Consider the following 17662-nt stretch of genomic DNA (forward strand, 5'->3'; position numbering starts at 1 on the left):
GTCGGCTAGGCTCGTCCGAGCGACGGCCGCTCGGGCCGTCGTGATTCGTGCTGGCAGCCGTGGAGGGACGAACAGATGCGCCCGATGCTCGGCATCTCCGTCGACGACGGTGAAGTGTGCGCGGTCCTCGTCGATGCCGACGTTCCGAGTCTCGGTCCGTTCGACTCCCAGCGAGGCTTCGGCGCACCCGGGGACACACCGGCGGAGGCCGCTGCCGCTGCCGCCTCCGCCATGGCGGAACGTGCCGCGGCGGCGTCGCTGACCCTGTCCGCGGCCGCGGTGGTGACCGGTCCCGAGAACGACGAGGACGCCGAACCGGTCACCGAGGCGGTGCGAGCCGTGCTCGGTATCGACGTCGACACGGTCCTGCTCGACGACGCGCGACTGGCCTTCCTCGCCGGAGCACCCGAACTCGCGGAACTGCCGGTCCTGGCCCTGCACACCCGTACCTACGGCGTCGAATCCGCATCGATGGTCGACGTCCCCTCGCGCACGGTGCTGTCCACGGTGAGTCCCGACGGCGACGAGTTCGGTCCCTACACGCAGTCCCTGCCCGAGGCGATGGACGAAGCGGTCGCCCGCGCCGGCACCTCGCCCGACGCGGTGGTCTTCCTCGATCTGCGTCCCGGCGACGCCCGTCCGGCACGAGAACTCGCCACCGTCCTCGGTGTTCCCTTCGTGACTCCGCACGGGGTGCCCTGGCATCGCGCGACCGGTGCCGCGCTCGTCGCAGCCGCCCGCCGTTCCCCGACGGTCGTCGCCGCGCCCACGAACCGTCGTCGCGGCACCGTCCTGCCGGCCATGCTCATCGCGCTCGTCGCCCTGCTGGGTGGGGGACTGGCCGTCGCGGTGAGCAGCGGCGTGCAGGCGGAACGCTCCGCGCCGGGACTGCAGACGGCCGTGGCGCCGCCGCCGTCGCCGGTGCCGTCGCCCGATCGCGCACCCGTCGACGACCCGTGCTCCGAGGCGCGACCGGCATCGTGGCCGGCCCACGCGTCCGATCCGGTCGACCCGGTGCCGACGCCCGAGACGCCCACCGAGATTCCCTGCGGCAGCGCACCTCCCACCGCTCCGTGATCGGCCGGTGATCGGGCGCATTCCTCAGGTGCGCAGTGCCGAAAGGCGCATCTCTCAGGTGCGCAGTGCCGAAAGGTACATCTCTCAGGTGCGCAGTGTCCGACCGGCGCGCGTCAGCGATTCCGCATCGGATGCGACGACGACATCGGCGAACCGCTCGCGGTAGTCGCCGAGGTCGTCGCCGACCGAACCGACCACCGCGACCACCGGAACGTCGCTGCAGCGCGCGAGGATCGCCGAGACGATCTTGCCCGCCCGCGACTGGCCGTCGAGCCGTCCCTCGCCGACCACCACGAGATCGGCGGTGCGCACGGCGTCGTCGAATTCCACTGCGTCGAGCACGAAGTCGGCTCCCGACCGCAGTTCTGCACCGAACCGCGACCACATCCCACCGGAGAACCCCCCGGACGCTCCGGAGCCGTCGACCTCCCGCGGGTCGCGGGGGAGGGTCAGCGCCCTCTCTTCGAGGCGGCGCGTGAGCAGCGCGACGGCTGCCGTATCGGCGCCCTTCTGCGGCCCGAAGATCCGTGCCGCATCGGTGTAGCGGGTCGTCACGTCGGACAGCACGGTGACGCGGGCGTCGTCGAGCCCACCCCGCTCGTCGATCGCGGCGATCGCACCTGCGCCCCCGTCGGTCGTCGCCGACCCACCGGCCGCGACGACGATGTGTCGTGCTCCGCGCCGGACGGCTTCGGCCATGACCATCCCGGTGCCGTAGGTGTCGGCGGTGACGGCGTCGCGCGGACCGTCGTGCGGAGTGGTGATGCCGCTCGCCGTCGCGAGTTCGACGACGGCCGTGCCGTCCGGCGACATCCCCAGCAGTCCGCGGCACGGTGCGCGCCACGGGTTCACGGCCTCGACCTCGATCCGGGCGAGACCGAGCGGCCCGGCGAGCGCGTCGAGAGTGCCCTCGCCGCCGTCCGCGACGGGCATCCGGATCGCGGTGTGCCCGGCGCTCTCCACACCGGAGGCGATCGCGTCGGCGACCTCGACGGCGGTGTAGGTGCCCTTGAAGCTGTCGGGGGCGATCAGGATGCGGGTCACCGGAGGACCCAGTCGAAGGCCTCGGCCTCGGAGCGGGCGCCCTGCCGGGCACGCGACCGGTTCGGTTCGTCCAGTTCGGCGACGATGTCCTCGCCGAGCCGGACCAGGGAGCCGAAGACCTCCGGGTCCAGCCACGACGGGCGGGTCGCGAACAGCAGGTCCTCGCTCGCGGTGTTGCCGCTCGCACCCGGTGCGAACGGGCACCCGCCCAGGCCGGCGAGTGCGCCGTCGACGACGGTCGCCCCGGCGTCGATCGCGGCGAGGCTGTTGGCGACACCGAGACCCCACGTGTCGTGACCGTGGTAGACGATCCGTCGGTCGGGGGATTCGGCGGCCAGGCGCGCGACCAGCGACGACACCTGGCCGGGCACGGCCTGGCCCAGGGTGTCGGCGACGACGATGTCGGCGGCCCCGTCGGTGCGCGGATCGCATGCGATCTCCACGACCCGGTCGGGATCGACCGGCCCGTCGAACGGGCACGTGAACGCCGTGGCCAGGCACAACTGGATACCGCCGCCGACGGCGTGGGCGCGTTCGATCGCCGCCGGCATCGCGGCGATGCTGTCCGCGGTGTCGCGGCCGATGTTGGCGCGGTTATGGGCGTCGGAGACCGAGAAGCAGTACTGGAACCGTCGGGCACCGGCCGCGATCGCCTTCTCGACGTGGCGCGGCGTGGCGACCCAGATCCAGCAGCGGTCGAGTTCCTCCTCGGTCAGCGCTGCGACGAGGTCGAGGGTGTTCGCCATCGGCGGCACGAGGTCGGCGCGGGCCAGGGACCCGATCTCGAGTTCGGGCACGCCCGCGGCGAGCAGCGCCCGGACGATCTCCACCTTGCGTTCGGTGGGGAGCAGTTTGCCGGTCAGCTGCAGTCCGTCGCGCAGCGTCACGTCGCGCAGGATCACGTCCGTGCATGCTCGGTCACTCGTCGGTTCCGCCACTGTTTCCGCCTCCCCGTCGTGTTCCTGCCGACCCCACCGTCTCGAACCGCACCAGTATGCCCCGGTCACCGTGCGGGCACGATCCGTCGACACACCGATGGACTTTCGCGAGGACTGTGACAGATGACACTATCCTCACCGTTCTGATCGTGAATTGCCGGAAGGTGCGGGGAAATGGCTTCGGTCCTGGGAAAAGTACTGCTCTGGATCGCTCTGCTGGGGGGACTGGCCGGGGCGGTGATCGCCGTGTGGGCGCTGCACGTGAACGGGCTGGTGGCCTCGCTCATCGTCGCGTCGGTGACGGGACTCGTCCTGCTGCGGCTGCGCCCGGAGGCGCGTGACGACTCCGACATTGCGCTCACCTGAGCGGTCGACCTCGCGATCACCTGAGCGGTCGACCTCGCGATCACCTGAGCGGTCGACCTCGCGATCACCTGAGCGGTCGACACCGCCCTCACCTGACGGGAAACGGGGCGTTCGGACTGTAGGGTGAGAACCGGCGTCCGGGTCGAGGGCGCCTCGCGTGGACGCGCTGCACGAGCGCGGCGTCGACGCCGGAGAGGGGGCCCGCGGCCTCCGCCGGGCGTGGAAGAGGAGCATCGGTCAGTGTCGCTGTGGTCTCGTGCCTTGTCGTCGGACGAACTCGACAGTCGTCGCTGGGTGGATCTGATGCCGTGGATCGACCGCTACGGATCGGCCCGCACCGCCGCCCTCGGGGCACTCGTATCGTCGTCCCGCTGGTGGGAGAACGAGTCGCCCGCCGAGACCTGTGAGCACACCGAGATTCCCGAACTGTGCGCCGAACTCGCCCACATCTACGTCACCGACCACCCGGAGCTGCGCTTCGCGGACGGTCTGCTGCGTGAGGACGAAGTGCCTGTGGCCGCACTCGATCTCGGTCCGGCCGCCGCGACCCTCGTCGCGCGCCTCCCGCACGCACCCACCACCGCCGAATTGTTCAGTCGCAGTCCGGCCGATCTGCTCGGGATCCGCGGCGCCGACCGCGACGCGGTGGAGGAGATCGTCTGCGCCGCGCTCGTCGCGACGGTGCTCCGCGAACCGGCCACCCTCGAAGCCGATCCGCGTGCCGCGCGGGTGCCCGCCGCGGCGCTGCTCCTCGACGACCTGGCGGCGCTGGCGCGGTGGAGTCGCGTGTGCGGCCGCGACGATGCTCCTCTCCTGCTGGCCGTGATCGACGACGGGGCGCCGGAGGAGATCCAGGACGCCGCGGCCCGGTTGCGGGCACTCCCCGCCCGCGCCCTGCCGGTGGCGGCGCCGGCCGATCCGATCGCCGAACTCACCGACTACCTCGAGGGCTTGCCCGACGCGGAACGCACGGCCTTGCGGCGCCGCGTCCACGACGGCGTCGACGACCCGGCCGGGCCGTCCACCTTCCCATTCGGCACGGCGGTCGGCGACCTGCTCGCGGCGTTGCGCGTCGACGTGCGGCCGGTGGCGGCCTTCGACCGGATGGTGCGCACCCACCCGGTGCTGGGCCGGACCGTCCAGGGTTTCGACGTGCCCCTGTGGCGGGTGTTGCACCGTCTCGACGACCGTTTCGAGGTCGCGGACGGGTGGATCGCGGTACCGGATCTGCCCGACGCCGAGAAGCAGACCCGCGGACTGCTCTCGGAGTTCGAATCACCGAACGGTGTGGTCGAGCCCGCCGCCGTGAAGGCCGTGTGGTCGCTTCCCGACGACGAGTTCGAGGCGTGGACCCGGTACTGCGGCACGACGACCTTCGAAGGCCGTTTACTGTCCCCGCCGGACGGGCTCGCCGGACGTGCCGCCCAGGTCCTCGAGGTGCTCGGCGACCCCCTGACCGCCGACACGCTTGTCGCGCGCATGGGGGTCAATGCCGACGTCCACACCCTCGTCTCCGAACTCGCCGACGACGAGCGCTTCACATCCGACGGTGAACGTTGGGCGCTGGCCGAGTGGGACGTCGACGTGGTCACCGCCATCCGCAACCGCATCGCACGGCTGGTCGATGCCCGCGGCGGAAGCGCCGATCGCGACATGGTGGTCGCCGCGCTCGTCGACCGATTCGGCATCTCGGAGGATTCCGCTCGGACGTTCACGGCCGGAGGGGATTTCGAGGTCGTCGACGGCCGTGTCCGGCGTCGTCACCGCTCGCACGTCCCGATCGCCCTGCCCGAGCGCACACGCCGCCTCTACCGGCTGGGGGAGGCCTGGCGCCTGCGCATCCCCGCGACCCGCGACCACCTGCGGGGAGCCGAGTTCACGGTTCCGTCCGCCGTCGCGGTGATCGCCGGGTGTGCGCCGGGTGGGCACGTGGTGCTCCCGTCCCGCCTGGGCGGCCAGACCCTGCGCTGGACGGGACCGGTGCCGCGTCTGTCGTCGATCCGCCGGTTCCTCGAGGACGTCGGGGTGGAGGAGGACAACGAGCTGCTGCTCGAGGTCCGCACCGACGGCCGGTTCGACGTCCTGCCGCTGCGCACCGTCGCCGACAACGCCGAACCGCTGCGCAAGGCGCTCTCGCTCATCGGCCACACCGAACCGGAGACCGTCCCCGAGGAGCGGATCGCGTCGGCGTTGGCGTCCGCTCTCGGCCTCGACGGGGAGTCGCGCCCGCGCCGGATCCTGTCGGCCTACCGGGCCCGCAGGGAGACCGAAGTGGTGGCCCTGCTCGAACAGGCGTGGGTCCGTGTCCCGAACTGAGCGGGAAGTGGGTCCGTGTCCCGAACTGAGCGGGAAGTGGGTGCGCGTCCCGAACTGAGCCGGAAGACGTGATGCATCCGGCCCTTCGACGTAGCACGATTGGGGTATGGCCGACACGTCGAAACCCACCGCCGCAGTCCCCACCGCCCCCGACGCGGTCCTCGAGGCGTTGCGGGGAGCAGTCGCGTCGGTGGAGGCCGCCGTCGTGCGTCTCGAAGGCGACGATGCGGCGCCCGGAACCGTCGACCGCGTGCTCGACCTGGCCGGGGCGGAGCCGGCCGGCGACATCGTCGCGACCCACAATGTTCTGACCAGGGCGGCATCGATCGCCGACCACACCGGCGGTCTTCCCGACCGGGACTGGCAGTCGATCGCCGACCTCGGTGAGGTCTTCGCCCGGACGGTGACGCGTCTGCGCGGGCACGTCTCTTCGTCGCTCGACGATCTCGGACTCGACGCGGCGGTGGGTGAGCACGTCGAACTGTTGCAGAAGGTCGCGGTGGAGGAGGCTCTGGGGGAGACGCTGCAGTTGCTCGTGATCGTCGAGGACTGCCTGTTCCTGTGGCATCGCGTGCACCTGGCACGCACGCCCGACGACGAACTGCGCGACGCGCTGACCTCCGCCCGTCAGGTCCTGGCCGACCACTTCACGCAGGACGCCGAACTGCTGCGCCGCGCCCGTGCCGCGCTCGCCCGGTTCGCGGAGGGCACCCCGATCGAGGTCGTACGCCGCTTGTCGTCGGGACGGACGACGAAGGTGCTCGCGGGTCTGCGTCAGGACTTCGACGACTTCCGGTGGGCGTGCCGTGCCGACGAGGCGGGTTGGCTCGACGACGAGGACCCGGTGATCGCCGAGGCCCTGGACTCGATGAGCAGTCCGCTCAAGGCGGTCGGGGGAGTCCTCGGAGACGTGTTCGAACGCGGCCGGGCGCGGGTGACGGAGACGTGGAGTCGCTCCGAGGCTTCGGAATCTGCCGCTTCGGGATCTGCCGCTTCGGGATCTGCCGCTTCGGGATCTGCGGATTCCGGATCGACCGCCTCCGGCTCCGACGAATCCACAACCGCCGGATCCGACGACCGGCAGTAGACGCCACCGCACCACCTTGCGAAGAGCGCTCGGTCCTCATACCTAGATCTGCTAGGGTCACCGTTATCCATAGAACCTCTAGGTATGAGGACGACATGTTCATCGAGAAGGATTTGGTGGCCGCGTCCGCCACCCCGCTCGTGCTCGGCATCCTCGCCGAGGGCGAGTCGTACGGGTATGCGATCATCAAACGCGTCAACGAGCTGTCGCAGGGCCGGATGCAGTGGACCGACGGGATGCTCTATCCCCTCCTGCACCGTCTCGAGCGGGCGGGGCACGTGTCCGCCACCTGGCGTGTCGCCGACAACGGGCGGCGCCGCAAGCACTACGCCATCACCGACGCGGGCCGGGAAGTCCTCACCGAACGGGCGGCGCAGTGGACGGTCGTCGCCGAGGCCCTGCACCAGGTGTGGCAGTCGGCCCAGTTGCCTCCCGCCGTCGCGCCGGGGTGGTCGTGATGACACTCGACGCACATCTCGAGGACCGGATCGCCGGCTGGCGCAACTACGTCGCCGACCATCGGGTCATCTCGTCCTCGGACATCGAAGAGATGGAAGATCATCTGCGGGAACAGATCTCGGACCTCGTGTCGGTCGGACTGACGGCCGACGAGGCATTCCTCGTCGCGGTCGGCCGGATGGGTGGTCTCGACGAGGTCTCCCGCGAGTTCGCCCAGGAACACTCCGACCGGCTGTGGAAGCAGCTCGTCCTCACCGGTGGCGGTCGCGGTGAGGAGTCCGGAACCCCGCGTCGCCGTAGGGAACTCGCGGTCGTCCTCGCCTGCGCGCTCGGTGCCGGTCTGGCCGTCCGGGCCGGATTCGAGTGGCTCTCCGATAACGCACTGGTGCGCAACGCCGCCGTGCTCGTGCTGCCCTTCCTCACGCTGTATTTCGCGTGGAAGCGTCAGATGAGTCCGAAGAGCAGTGCGCTCCTTGCCGTTCCGTTCGTCCTCGTGGCGATCGTGCTCAACGTCTTCCCGTTCGAACCGGGCGGCGCCACCGAGATCATCGCGGCGATCCACGCCCCGGTGGTCCTGTGGTTCGTCGTCGGTGCGGCCTATGTCGCAGGGCAGTGGCGATCCCATCGCCGTCGCATGGACTTCGTGCGCTTCACCGGGGAGTTCGCCGTGTACCTGGCGCTGCTCGCGCTCGGCGGCGGCGTGCTCATGGGGCTGACCGCGGGTGCCTTCAGCGCCCTGGAGATCGATATCGAACCGTTCTTCGAACAGTGGATCGTCCCGTTCGGGCCGGCCGGAGCGATCGTCGTCGCGGCCTGGCTCGTCGAGGCGAAGCAGCAGGTCGTGGAGAACATCGCTCCCGTTCTCACCCGGGTCTTCACGCCCGTCACGATCCTCATGCTGGTCGCGCTGTTCGTCGCGGTGATCGCGTCCCACAGCGTCGTCGACGTCGACCGGGGCCTGCTGATCCTCATGGACCTGATCCTCGTGCTCGTCCTCGGACTTCTGCTCTACTCGATCTCTGCCCGCGACCCGCACGCCGCACCGGACGTCTTCGATCTGCTGCAGGTGATGCTGATCGCCGCGGCGCTCGCCGTCGACCTGCTGATGCTCACCGCGATGGCCACCCGCATCGCCGAGTTCGGCTTCACCGCCAACAAGGTCACCGCCCTCGGTCTGAACCTCGTCCTCCTGGTGAACCTCGTGTGGGCGGCGTGGCTCGGCATCTCGTTCCTGCGGGGCCGCACCGGTTTCGCGGCGGTCGAGCGGTGGCAGATGCGCTACCTGCCCGTCTACTGCGGGTGGGCGGCACTGGCGGTCGTCGCGATCCCGCCGCTCTTCCGGTTCGTGTGAGCGCTCTCGACTCGGGACTACCATGCCCAGGACGGACGCGGTGCCCACGTACACGATGAGGCAACTCGCTCTCGTCTGCGATCACCGACCAGAAGGCCCTCGCGGTCAAGTTCCTCGTCCGGCAGCGCGCCCAGGGCGTCACGCTCACACCGACCGGTCACGCGGTGCTCGAGCGGGCGAAGATGCTGCTGCACCACGCGAGCGAACTCGAGAGCGACGCGCGGTCGGAGGCGGGCGACATCGTCGGTCCGGTGGCGGTGGGGTGTTATCTCTCCCTCGCGCCGACATCGACTTCCGCGAGGACACCCAGAACCGTTTGCGGATGCTGCTCGACTCGCCCGATCTCGTCGAGGCACTCGGCGCGACGGCCGGTGAGGCCTTCGTAGTCCGCCCCGACGGTCTGCTGCTGTGCCGTGTGCCGGTCGCCGACCTGGACAGTGTCGCCGCATCCCTGCGCTCCGGTGCCGCTCCGGCGGGCGCGGGACTCCCGGCCCGGCCTGCCGAGCAGGTCACCGAGGACGACCAGCGTCGCGAGAACGTCTGGCTCGGCCTGTCGACTGCCCTGGATCAGGCCGCCGAGGACGACCGCGAGGGCTTCCTGACACGACTCGCGCTGGTGCTCGGCTCGCAGATCGACCGCCGGCAGTTCGAGGAGGCCATCGCGGCCGCCGCGGACACCTCACCGCTGCGCGTGGAGGAACTCGCCCCGCAGGCCTGACCGCCGATACCGCTCGACCATCCGTCCCCGGTAGCCCCCTGCTACCGGGGGCGGACCCCTGTCAGGGATCGGTCGGCGGGACCAATCCCGTGCGGAAGGCGATCGCGACGAGATTCGCCCGGTCCCGCGCCTGGAGCTTCGCGAGAATACGGGTGACATGGGTACGCACTGTCGTGGGACTGATGAACAGCTCGCGTCCGATCTCGTCGTTCGACAGCCCCCGACCGACCTCGGCGAGGATCTCGCGTTCGCGCTCGGTGAGCACACTCAGCATCTCCGTCCCTCGCACCCGGGGACTGCGCGCTGCCGCCTGCATGACACGGCGCGTCACCGTCGGCGAGAGCATCGCCTCGCCGGCCGCGACGGTGCGGACGGCGGTACGCAGTTCCTCGGGGGCCGAGTCCTTCACGAGAAAGCCGGTCGCACCTGCACCGATCGCGTCGAGAATGTTGTCGTCGCTGTCGAAGGTCGTCAGCACCACCACCCGTATCCGGGTCGACGGCGAGGCGCCGAGGATCCGGCGGGTCGCTGTGATCCCGTCCGTCCCCGGCATCCGGATGTCCATGAGCACCACATCGGGTTCCGTACGCTCGACCACTCTCACGGCGTCGTTGCCGTCGGCGGCTTCGCCCACCACCTCGATGTCGTCGGCGCGACCGAGCAGTGCCCGCAGCCCCTCCCGGACGAGGGCCTGGTCGTCGACGATCACCACCCTGATCACGATCGACCTCCTGTCACGATCGACTTCCCGTGGGGATCCGGGCCGACACGAGGAAACCCCCACCGTCCGATCGTCCCGTCTCGATCGTTCCGCCGAGCAGACCGACGCGTTCGCGCATGCCGGCGAGCCCCCAGCCGGCCGAGGCGCCCTGGCTCGGACCCCGACCGTCGTCCTCTACGGCCACGACGAGGACATCGTCCCGAAGTGTCATTCTCACAACCGCTTTCGAGGCATCGGCATGTCGTAGGACGTTGCTCAGCGCCTCCTGCACCACCCGATAGGCAGTCGCGGCCACAACCGATGGAAGGTCGTCGGTCGTTCCGTCGCGGTCGATGCGCATGTCGAGTCCCGCGGCGCGCACCGTGTCGACGAGACGGGGCAGCTGCGCGAGCGACGGTGTCGGGGCGCGGCGGGAATCGTCAGGGGAGCGGAGGGCCTCGACCGTGGCGTGGAGTTCCTCCACCGCACGCGAACAACCGGTGCGTACCGCGGCGAGCGACCGGCGAGCGAGCGGCGGATCGTCCTCGATCGCTTCCGTCGCGACGCCGGCGTGCAACGAGATGACCGAGACGGTGTGCGCGAGCAGGTCGTGGAGGTCGCGGGCGATCTGCACCCGTTCCCGCTCGACCCGCCGGGCGGTTTCGTGCTCGCGTTCGAGCTGTGCTGCCCGTTCCCGCCGGACCATCTCCGCTCGCAGAGCGCGTCGCGACCGGACACTGTCGCCCAGGGCGATGACCGCGGCCATCAGTCCGATCTGCCCTCCCACCTCGAAGCCGAAGAGGTACGCGAGATCGTCGCCCTGCGCCCAGCGCACCCCGGTCGACAACACCGCCAACGTGACGGCCACGGTCACAGCCCAGCGCAGATGTGCCCGCTCGGCAGCCGAGTACAACGCCACCGCCAGCGGAACGGCGAGACCGATCGGCGGCAGCGACAGGCTGTAGTACACGACGAGCGCGACGGCCGTGAAGAGCAATACGCCCACCGGGTGAGTCCGGCGTACGAGGACCGCGCCGGCGACGAGTGCAGCAAAGACGTAGGCGAGTGCCGTCGGTCCCGAGCTGTCGCTCCCGAGATCCGCGACGATCGCCCCGACGAGAACGGCAAGGACCACAGCCGCGAGGAGCACATCGATCGTGCGGGCCCGGCTTCCGGTGCCGCCGGGGCCGCGAGCGGACCACCACACGTCGGCGACGTTACCGCGCGGACGGCGCGGGCGGCATTCGAACATCGTGTGCGGCCTGCTCCCGTGCGGCACGAGCGAGTGCAGACGAGATCAGCACGCGACGCAGGGCGCCGAACGCGAGTGTCGCGGTGAGTGCACTCATCGCGAGCCGCACACGGTGGCCGGTCACGAACTCCGTGGCCACGCGACGCAGTGTCTCCGCCGAGTGCACCGCGATGCCCTCGTCGAACATGATGGTGTTGCGCGGCCAGAAGTACAGCGCGGAGAACGCGAACTCGCCCAGGAGCAGGACGGTCAGGCTCGCGAGAACCCACCTGCGCGCCGCCCGGTCCCGGCGTACGACGATGAGGGCGGCGAGACCGAGAGCGACCGTGAGTGCTCCCATCGGCGGGAAGAAATCGGCGGGACCGGTCTGCGAGAAGAACCGGACGGCCAGATCGAGAGAGTCCGGCGGAGCGTGGAAGATGTTGGGATACAGAATGATCGTTTCGGCGAGGACGCCCCCGAACGCGATGAGCGCGACCCAGGAATAGGCCGCGCTCACCACGGTTCGGAGGGTGTCGCTTCGGGAGTTCGTGACTCGGAGTGCGGTCATGGGATCGACGTTAGGAGCGGTGGGCTCCGCAAGCGTCCACCCGTGATCGTGATCCGCGTACGACTTCCGACGTACGGGGATTACCGCAGCGCGTCGAGTGCCTCGTCGATCGGGACGTCACCGTTGTTGAACTCGATGGTGCGTCCCACCGTCTCCGGTCGCTCGAGCACCGCTGCGGCGACGGCCGCGACGTCGGCGCGCGAGACCTGCCCCTTGTCGCTCGCCCCGTGCCCCTCGATCTCGATGCGGCCGGTGGGCGGGTCGAGGGTCAACGCGCTCGGACCGAGGATCGTCCAGTCGAGGTCGGTACCCCGCAGATGGGTGTCCGCGGCCGACTTGGCCTCGGCATAGGCATAGAAGCTGTTGTCCTCGGGGACGCCGTGGTCGGGGCGGGCCCCGAAGTACGACACCATCACGTACCGGCGGACCCCGGCCTCCTGCGCGGCGGTCATCGAGGCGATCGCCGCGTCGCGGTCCACCGCGTAGGTGCGTTCGGGATTCCCTCCGCCCGCGCCTGCAGACCAGACCACCGCGTCGTGGCCGCGCAGCAGCTCGGTGATCTCGGCGATGTCCATCTTCTCGACGTCGGCGACGACGGGCGTGCCACCGGCAGCGCGGACATCGTCGGCGTGATCGGGATTGCGGATGAATGCGCTGGTCTCGTGACCGGCATCGGCCAGCAGCCGCTCGAGATGCAACGCGACCTTGCCGTGTCCTCCGAAGAGTGCGATTCGTGCCATGGAGACCTCCTGACGATGAAGTGTTTCCCATGCAGCATGCCCGGAACCGGTCACCGCGAACCGTGACGTCCGCCGCCGGGTGACCCGATCAGGCGATGCGTTCGAGTGCGTGGTCGATGAGATACTCCGCGATCGCCATCGACGAGGTGGCCCCGGGCGACGGGGCGTTGCGCAGGTGCACGACCCGTCCGTGCCCGGTGACGACGAAGTCGTCCTCGAGACCTCCGTCGGAGTTCATCGCCTGGGCGCGGATGCCGCGCGGACCCGGCCGCACGTCGTCGACGGTCAGCCCGGGCATGTACGCGGCCGCATCGGCGACGAACCGCCGAGTGCTGCTCGCGGTGCGCAGTTCCCGGCCCGCTGCGGGCAGGTTGTGGGCGGCGAACCGCCAGAAACCGGGCCAGGCGACGGCATCGCGCAGACCCCGCCACGATCCGCGCCCGCCGCGATAGGCCTCGCGGCCGGGGGAGAGGAAGGCGTTGGGTCCCACCATCACCTCACCGTCTATCCGCCGGGTGAGATGCACACCGAGGAACGGATAGCGGGGATCGGGCACCGGATAGATCAACCCGCGCACCTTCGCCGCCGCGTCGGGTTCGAGTAGCAGATAGTCGCCGAGGAACGGGACGATCCGCGGGTCGCGGGTGTCACCCGAGGTGTGGGCGAGGCGGTCGGACTGCAGTCCCGCGCACGTGATCACCAGGTCGAAGGCCAGTTGATCGCCCGGGATGTCGACGACGACCTGCTCGCCCGCCTCACGGATCGCCGTCACGGCGGTACCGGTCTGCACCGTGCCGCCCGCGGCGACGACGTCGTCCGCGAGCGCGCGGGTGACGGCGACGAAATCGATGATCGCCGTGTGCGGGGAGTGCAGGGCCGCGATCCCGACGGCGTGCGGTTCGATCGCGGTGATCTCGTCGCCGCCGATGCGTCTGATGCCGGGGACCCCGTTCGCCGTGGCCCGCGAGAAGATCGCGTCGAGCCGGCCGAGGTCCGATTCGTCGAGGGCGACGACGACCTTGCCGCACTCGTCGTAGGGCAGGCCCTTGTCCGTGGTGAACGTCTGCAACAACTCCACCCCACGCCTGCACAACCGGGCCTTGAGGCTGCCGGGTGTGTAGTAGAGGCCGGCGTGGACGATACCGCTGTTGTGCCCCGTCTGATGCGCGGCGAGCCGGTCCTCCTTCTCGAACAGCGTGACGTCGGCGTCCGTGAGGGCGAGTTGCCGGGCGGTCGCGGCACCGATGATGCCCCCACCGACCACCGCGACGCGAAGGTTGCGAATACTCAAGGGCCGCTCCCTGTTCTCCGCGGATCGTGACGTCTGTCTGCAGTCCGGCGAGTATATGCCGCGACGCTGTGACGACGGGTTCTTCTGTCGGATCGCTCGGCGAAATCCCCCGAATGAGGGATGGCCGGGGTGACGAACACCGATCGAGACTGGACCCACGGAATGGAGAGGTTCACCGAGAACCCTCGGCGATCGGATATCACCATGAAGAAACATCGATCATCTCGTTCCATCGCAGTGCTCCTCGCCGCGTGCGTCGCCGTGGCGGTCGGCGGCGTGGCGTCGGCGGTGCCCACACATGCCCACCTGCACTTCGGTCAGGCCGTGAGCGTCGGTGACGGAACCGCGCGTGCGTACGCCACCGTCGATGCGAACGGGGCCCCGACCGCCGTCGGTATCCGCTTCTCGCCGGCGGCCCTCGACGGACTGCCCGATGCCGACGAGATGTACATGCTGCACCTGCCCGTTCAGGCATCCGACACGGTGTTCGACCACGTCATGCTGAACTGGAACCCGCGCGGACACGATCCGACCGTGCTGTTCGGGAAGCCCCATTTCGACATGCACTTCTATATGACCGACATGGCGGCGATCGAAGCAATCGACCCGACCGCACCGGATTACGCCGCTCGCGCGGAACGACTCCCGGACCCGAAGTACATGCCCGGCGACTACGTGACCCCGCCGGGGATGCTCGCATCGCAACTCGCGGTGCCGTTCATGGGTGTGCACTGGCTCGACATCACGGAAAAAATGGTTCCGGGCGTCTACGACTTCACCGAGACGTTCGTCAACGGTTCGTGGGACGGCGATTACACCTTCATGGAGCCCATGATCACGCGGGAGTGGCTGCTGACCCGTCCCACCATCCGCGAACAGATCAAGTTGCCGGCCGCCTATCAGCACTCGGCCTGGTATCCCACCGTCTACAGCGTCGGATTCGATGAGCAGGCGCAGGAATACGACATCGCCCTCGGAGGAATGGTCCCGCGCCAGGCATCCTGACGCGCACCTCCATGAGAACCATTGCGGTACAGCAGGAACAGTCACTGCATCTCGGGTGAGGGCGGCAAGGAGGGATCCGTCTCGCGCGCCACCGTCAAGTTTGCCGGACGGCGGATCGAACTCACCGAGGAACTGGCCCGCGTCGAGCCCGGCAGAGCCCAGCACCGCCGCAGCGTGAAGAGTCCGATCCGGTACGAGACCGTCTATCGCTTCGAGCCGGTGGAGACGGGAACCCGCGTCACCTTCCACCAGGACACCGAGGACGTCGGGAACTTCTTCGGCAGGTTCACCCAGCCGGTCGTGGAGAAGCTGTACGCGCGCGATGTGCGGAACAACCTCGAACACGCGAAACAGCTTCTGGAGGAGGGAGATGCGATCGAAGGGTGATGCGAAGGATCGACCCGCACCTACCGGACAGGTGCCGGTCCTTCGCGTGTTCGTCAGTGGTCGACGAGCGTCAGCACCCGGTCGGCCGCAGCCGATGCACCGTCGACGGTTCGGAGACGGGCGCCGAGTTCTGCTGCTGCCGTGCGATAACCGTCGTCGGTCAGCAGCCTCTCCAAGGCCGCGCGTATCTGCTCGGGCGAGGCGGTCTTCCGCAGGCGGATTCCAGCCCCCGCCTTCGCGACCTCACGACCGATGATCGCCTGATCCGTCACCGCCGACATGGGCATGATCAGTATCGGAAGTCCGTGTGCGAGAGCCCGGAAGGTCGTCGCGTGCCCGCCGTGCCCGACGACCGCCGAACAGGTCCGCATCAGCTCGTGGTGCGGGACGTACCGGTGGACGGTCGCATTGGGCGGTACGCGCAACCCGGTAGGGTCGATCGCCGGCCCGGTCGTGACGACGAACTCCGCGTCCATCTCCGCGGCGGCGTCGAAGATGTTCTGGTAAGTGCGGCGCTGACCCGGGAAGCCGGCGGTGCTCAGACTGACCAGCACGCGCGGCGGTGTTCGACCGAACGCCGCGGCCTTCGCGTCGTGAATCGCACCGGTCCAGGTCAGCGAGCCGTCCGTGCGCCGTCGCGCGGCCGGGTCGAGCATTCGGTCCGAGCACACGAGTCGCATGTCGGCCTGTTCCCACAGTCGCTTCGGACCCAGGCCGCGTAGTCGCGAACCGATCCCGAACGGTCCGTGCCGGAAGGCGCCGTCGAATGCGGCGAAGAAGGAATGGAACAGCACCACGTACGGCACCCCGGTGCGCGCCGCAGCGTCCTGGGCGTTGAACAGCATGCAATCGACGATCACCAGGTCGGTCGGCTCCCCGGCGATCTCGTCCTCCACATCCCGCGCGACGGCGGGGTCGGTCATCATGGCGTAGGCCATGGTCAGCACTTTCGGGGTGCTCAGTTCTACGTGCGGGGTCCAGGTCGGCGAGTGCCGGTAGCCGCAGAAGACGAGGCCGGCATCCTCCGCGACCTTCCGTTGCGATTCGTGACCGAGAACCCGAACGTGATGTCCGCGGCGGTGCAACTCGCGTCCGAGCGCTGCTTCGGGCGGGTAGTTCCCGCCGCCTTCCAGTGTGACGATCAGGATGCGTGCCACGGCTCACCTCTTCCGATGTGCACCGACCGGGACGCTCGTCGGCGCCGGTTTCTCGACGAACCACCCGTCCGGCCCGATCTCCGTACCGACCCGGGGGAGGCAGTGCGTGAAGAACAGTCGTGCGACGAGTTCCTGCCGACTGTTCACGCCCGTCTTCGCATAGATGCTCTTCAGGTGGTCCTGCACGGTGTACGGGCTGACGAACAGTCCACGCGCGATCTCGGTGCGTGTCTCTCCCACAAGAACGCGGGCGAGGACATCGGTCTCCCGTTCGGTGAGACCGTGAAGGGCGGCGGTCAGAGCCACGAGCTGACCGGGCTGCGCGGGTTCGACCGCGACGACGATCCGGGCCGATTCTCCTCGGCCGTCCAGCGACCCGGCCCGCAGGACGAGCCACTGACCGTCCTCCGTACGGACACGGACGACGCGCGCGGCGGCCCCTTCGTAGCGGAAACGGACGGCGACCACTACGGCCGGGAGCATGAAGGCGCCTTCGGCACCGAGTCGCTCGAGATACTCCACCGCCTGCGGAGTAGCCGATTCGATCTCGTTGTCCGCGCCCACCACCACGACCGCGGGACCGGAACCGCCGGGTGATGCGTCCGCCGCGAGTCGAGGGGATTCGCGGAGCAACGACAACCGCAGTCCGTCGCCGATCTCGCCCACGCATCCTGCGAGTGCTGCCACATCGTCGGCGTCGAAGCGTCGGCCGGGGGCGCGCATGAGAGTGCCGCCGCCCCAGACGCGCCCGTCACGGCCCCGGAAGACGAGGCGCACCTCGTCGTCCATTCCCTGCGGTTCGAGGATCTCGCTGTAGGGCAAGGAATCGCGGATGTCGCAGTCGATCGCCTCGCGGATCGTCTGGACACCGGTGCGCGTCCGGGCGAGCTTGCAGTAGGTGTTCGCGAAGCGCGACGTGCCGTACTCGATGTGTGCCACCGTCTTCGCGGCACGACCGGGCGGGGCGTCGGCGCCGAGCATGGTCACGGACGTGAACAACATGCTCGCCGGATCGACGAGAGCGATGCATCCGATGTCGTAGTGGATACGCCGCCGGATCGTGTCGAGGACGGCGTGCCGGAACTCGACCGGGTCGGCGGTTCCGAGTGCGATGTCCCGAACCTCGCTGCGGAGCGCCGACGCCTGCCGTGACGCGGTCATATTTTCAGTATGTGCTGGTCACGGTCGCTCTGGTACCTTTCGGTGCGGGACGAACGACGTATA

Annotated in this window: 17 protein-coding genes and 1 pseudogene; 9 read left to right on the top strand and 9 right to left on the bottom strand. The window is 69.4% G+C overall.

The genetic code is table 11. From position 1 onward, the window contains the following. Positions 1 to 75 precede the first annotated feature (75 nt). Positions 76 to 1077 carry a hypothetical protein gene (locus IM25_RS12680; protein ID WP_033097329.1) on the top strand — a complete coding sequence of 334 codons (1002 nt, stop codon included), beginning with the start codon at positions 76 to 78 and terminating at the stop codon, positions 1075 to 1077. An 84-nt stretch (positions 1078 to 1161) separates the two neighbouring features. Here IM25_RS12680 and IM25_RS12685 read toward each other — a convergent pair whose 3' ends face one another. Beyond that, positions 1162 to 2121, bottom strand: coding sequence for a glycerate kinase family protein (locus IM25_RS12685; protein ID WP_065996085.1), 960 nt, complete (start codon positions 2119 to 2121; stop codon positions 1162 to 1164). Beyond that, a complete protein-coding gene (locus tag IM25_RS12690; RefSeq protein ID WP_033097331.1) occupies positions 2118 to 3023 on the bottom strand; it encodes a hydroxymethylglutaryl-CoA lyase in 906 nt (301 codons plus the stop codon). Before IM25_RS12690 ends, IM25_RS12685 begins: the two co-directional genes overlap by 4 nt. 210 nt (positions 3024 to 3233) lie before the next feature. On the opposite strand from IM25_RS12690, the gene IM25_RS12695 reads away from it, so the two are divergent. From IM25_RS12695 to IM25_RS12720, 6 genes and pseudogenes are all read left to right on the top strand, one after another. After that, positions 3234 to 3425, top strand: a complete 192-nt coding sequence (locus IM25_RS12695) for a hypothetical protein (RefSeq protein WP_006553937.1) — start codon at positions 3234 to 3236, stop codon at positions 3423 to 3425. 240 nt (positions 3426 to 3665) lie between these two features. Beyond that, positions 3666 to 5741, top strand: a complete 2076-nt coding sequence (locus IM25_RS12700; protein WP_065996086.1) for a hypothetical protein — start codon at positions 3666 to 3668, stop codon at positions 5739 to 5741. 106 nt (positions 5742 to 5847) lie between these two features. Then, positions 5848 to 6828, top strand: a complete 981-nt coding sequence (locus IM25_RS12705; RefSeq protein ID WP_033097333.1) for a hypothetical protein — start codon at positions 5848 to 5850, stop codon at positions 6826 to 6828. Between the two features lie 95 nt (positions 6829 to 6923). Next, positions 6924 to 7286 (top strand): PadR family transcriptional regulator, encoded by a 363-nt coding sequence (locus tag IM25_RS12710; RefSeq protein WP_024103494.1) that lies wholly within the window; start codon positions 6924 to 6926, stop codon positions 7284 to 7286. After that, entirely contained in the window at positions 7286 to 8638 is a 1353-nt protein-coding gene (locus IM25_RS12715; RefSeq protein ID WP_033097395.1) for a permease prefix domain 1-containing protein, read from the top strand. The genes IM25_RS12710 and IM25_RS12715 overlap by 1 nt, the downstream gene beginning before the upstream one ends. Positions 8639 to 8963: 325 nt before the next feature. Further along, positions 8964 to 9356: pseudogene (locus tag IM25_RS12720) on the top strand (aromatic ring hydroxylase); the annotation flags it as partial. Between the two features lie 61 nt (positions 9357 to 9417). On the opposite strand, the gene IM25_RS12725 reads toward IM25_RS12720, so the two are convergent. The 5 genes from IM25_RS12725 to lhgO form a co-directional block, all read right to left on the bottom strand. Then, complete coding sequence (locus IM25_RS12725) at positions 9418 to 10077, bottom strand: response regulator (protein ID WP_033097335.1); 660 nt, start codon at positions 10075 to 10077, stop codon at positions 9418 to 9420. Between the two features lie 13 nt (positions 10078 to 10090). After that, a complete protein-coding gene (locus IM25_RS12730) occupies positions 10091 to 11263 on the bottom strand; it encodes a sensor histidine kinase (protein ID WP_161793634.1) in 1173 nt (390 codons plus the stop codon). Positions 11264 to 11273: 10 nt separating this feature from the next. Continuing rightward, positions 11274 to 11858 (bottom strand): DUF1772 domain-containing protein, encoded by a 585-nt coding sequence (locus IM25_RS12735; protein WP_033097336.1) that lies wholly within the window; start codon positions 11856 to 11858, stop codon positions 11274 to 11276. Positions 11859 to 11938: 80 nt separating this feature from the next. Further along, positions 11939 to 12598 (bottom strand): SDR family oxidoreductase, encoded by a 660-nt coding sequence (locus IM25_RS12740; protein WP_006553946.1) that lies wholly within the window; start codon positions 12596 to 12598, stop codon positions 11939 to 11941. Positions 12599 to 12686: 88 nt separating this feature from the next. Beyond that, entirely contained in the window at positions 12687 to 13883 is a 1197-nt protein-coding gene (lhgO, locus tag IM25_RS12745) for an L-2-hydroxyglutarate oxidase (RefSeq protein ID WP_065996523.1), read from the bottom strand. A gap of 210 nt (positions 13884 to 14093) precedes the next feature. Between lhgO and IM25_RS12750 the strand changes: the two genes are divergently transcribed. Then, the gene (locus IM25_RS12750) at positions 14094 to 14894 is read left to right on the top strand and encodes a DUF5602 domain-containing protein (RefSeq protein WP_033097398.1); all 801 of its coding nucleotides are present in this window, start codon (positions 14094 to 14096) and stop codon (positions 14892 to 14894) included. 21 nt (positions 14895 to 14915) lie between these two features. Continuing rightward, positions 14916 to 15281, top strand: coding sequence for an SRPBCC family protein (locus IM25_RS12755; protein WP_033097337.1), 366 nt, complete (start codon positions 14916 to 14918; stop codon positions 15279 to 15281). A gap of 53 nt (positions 15282 to 15334) precedes the next feature. On the opposite strand, the gene IM25_RS12760 is transcribed toward IM25_RS12755, so the two are convergent. Both IM25_RS12760 and IM25_RS12765 read right to left on the bottom strand, forming a co-directional pair. Then, positions 15335 to 16438 carry a glycosyltransferase gene (locus tag IM25_RS12760; protein WP_033097338.1) on the bottom strand — a complete coding sequence of 368 codons (1104 nt, stop codon included), beginning with the start codon at positions 16436 to 16438 and terminating at the stop codon, positions 15335 to 15337. Between the two features lie 3 nt (positions 16439 to 16441). Further along, positions 16442 to 17599: a helix-turn-helix transcriptional regulator gene (locus tag IM25_RS12765; protein WP_033097339.1), complete on the bottom strand. Its 1158-nt coding sequence runs from the start codon at positions 17597 to 17599 to the stop codon at positions 16442 to 16444. Between the last annotated feature and the right edge of the window lie 63 nt (positions 17600 to 17662).

The organism is Rhodococcus sp. p52, assembly GCF_000763325.2.
Taxonomy (GTDB): domain Bacteria; phylum Actinomycetota; class Actinomycetes; order Mycobacteriales; family Mycobacteriaceae; genus Rhodococcus; species Rhodococcus pyridinivorans.

What these genes read in the sequence shown, in the direction of transcription:
- IM25_RS12680 (WP_033097329.1), top strand. Translation starts at nt 76, where the DNA reads ATGCGCCCGATGCTCGGCATCTCCGTCGACGACGGTGAAGTGTGCGCG.
- IM25_RS12765 (WP_033097339.1), bottom strand. Translation starts at nt 17,599, where the DNA reads ATGACCGCGTCACGGCAGGCGTCGGCGCTCCGCAGCGAGGTTCGGGAC.
- IM25_RS12705 (WP_033097333.1), top strand. Translation starts at nt 5,848, where the DNA reads ATGGCCGACACGTCGAAACCCACCGCCGCAGTCCCCACCGCCCCCGAC.
- IM25_RS12740 (WP_006553946.1), bottom strand. Translation starts at nt 12,598, where the DNA reads ATGGCACGAATCGCACTCTTCGGAGGACACGGCAAGGTCGCGTTGCAT.
- IM25_RS12710 (WP_024103494.1), top strand. Translation starts at nt 6,924, where the DNA reads ATGTTCATCGAGAAGGATTTGGTGGCCGCGTCCGCCACCCCGCTCGTG.
- IM25_RS12735 (WP_033097336.1), bottom strand. Translation starts at nt 11,858, where the DNA reads ATGACCGCACTCCGAGTCACGAACTCCCGAAGCGACACCCTCCGAACC.
- IM25_RS12695 (WP_006553937.1), top strand. Translation starts at nt 3,234, where the DNA reads ATGGCTTCGGTCCTGGGAAAAGTACTGCTCTGGATCGCTCTGCTGGGG.
- IM25_RS12750 (WP_033097398.1), top strand. Translation starts at nt 14,094, where the DNA reads ATGAAGAAACATCGATCATCTCGTTCCATCGCAGTGCTCCTCGCCGCG.
- IM25_RS12715 (WP_033097395.1), top strand. Translation starts at nt 7,286, where the DNA reads ATGACACTCGACGCACATCTCGAGGACCGGATCGCCGGCTGGCGCAAC.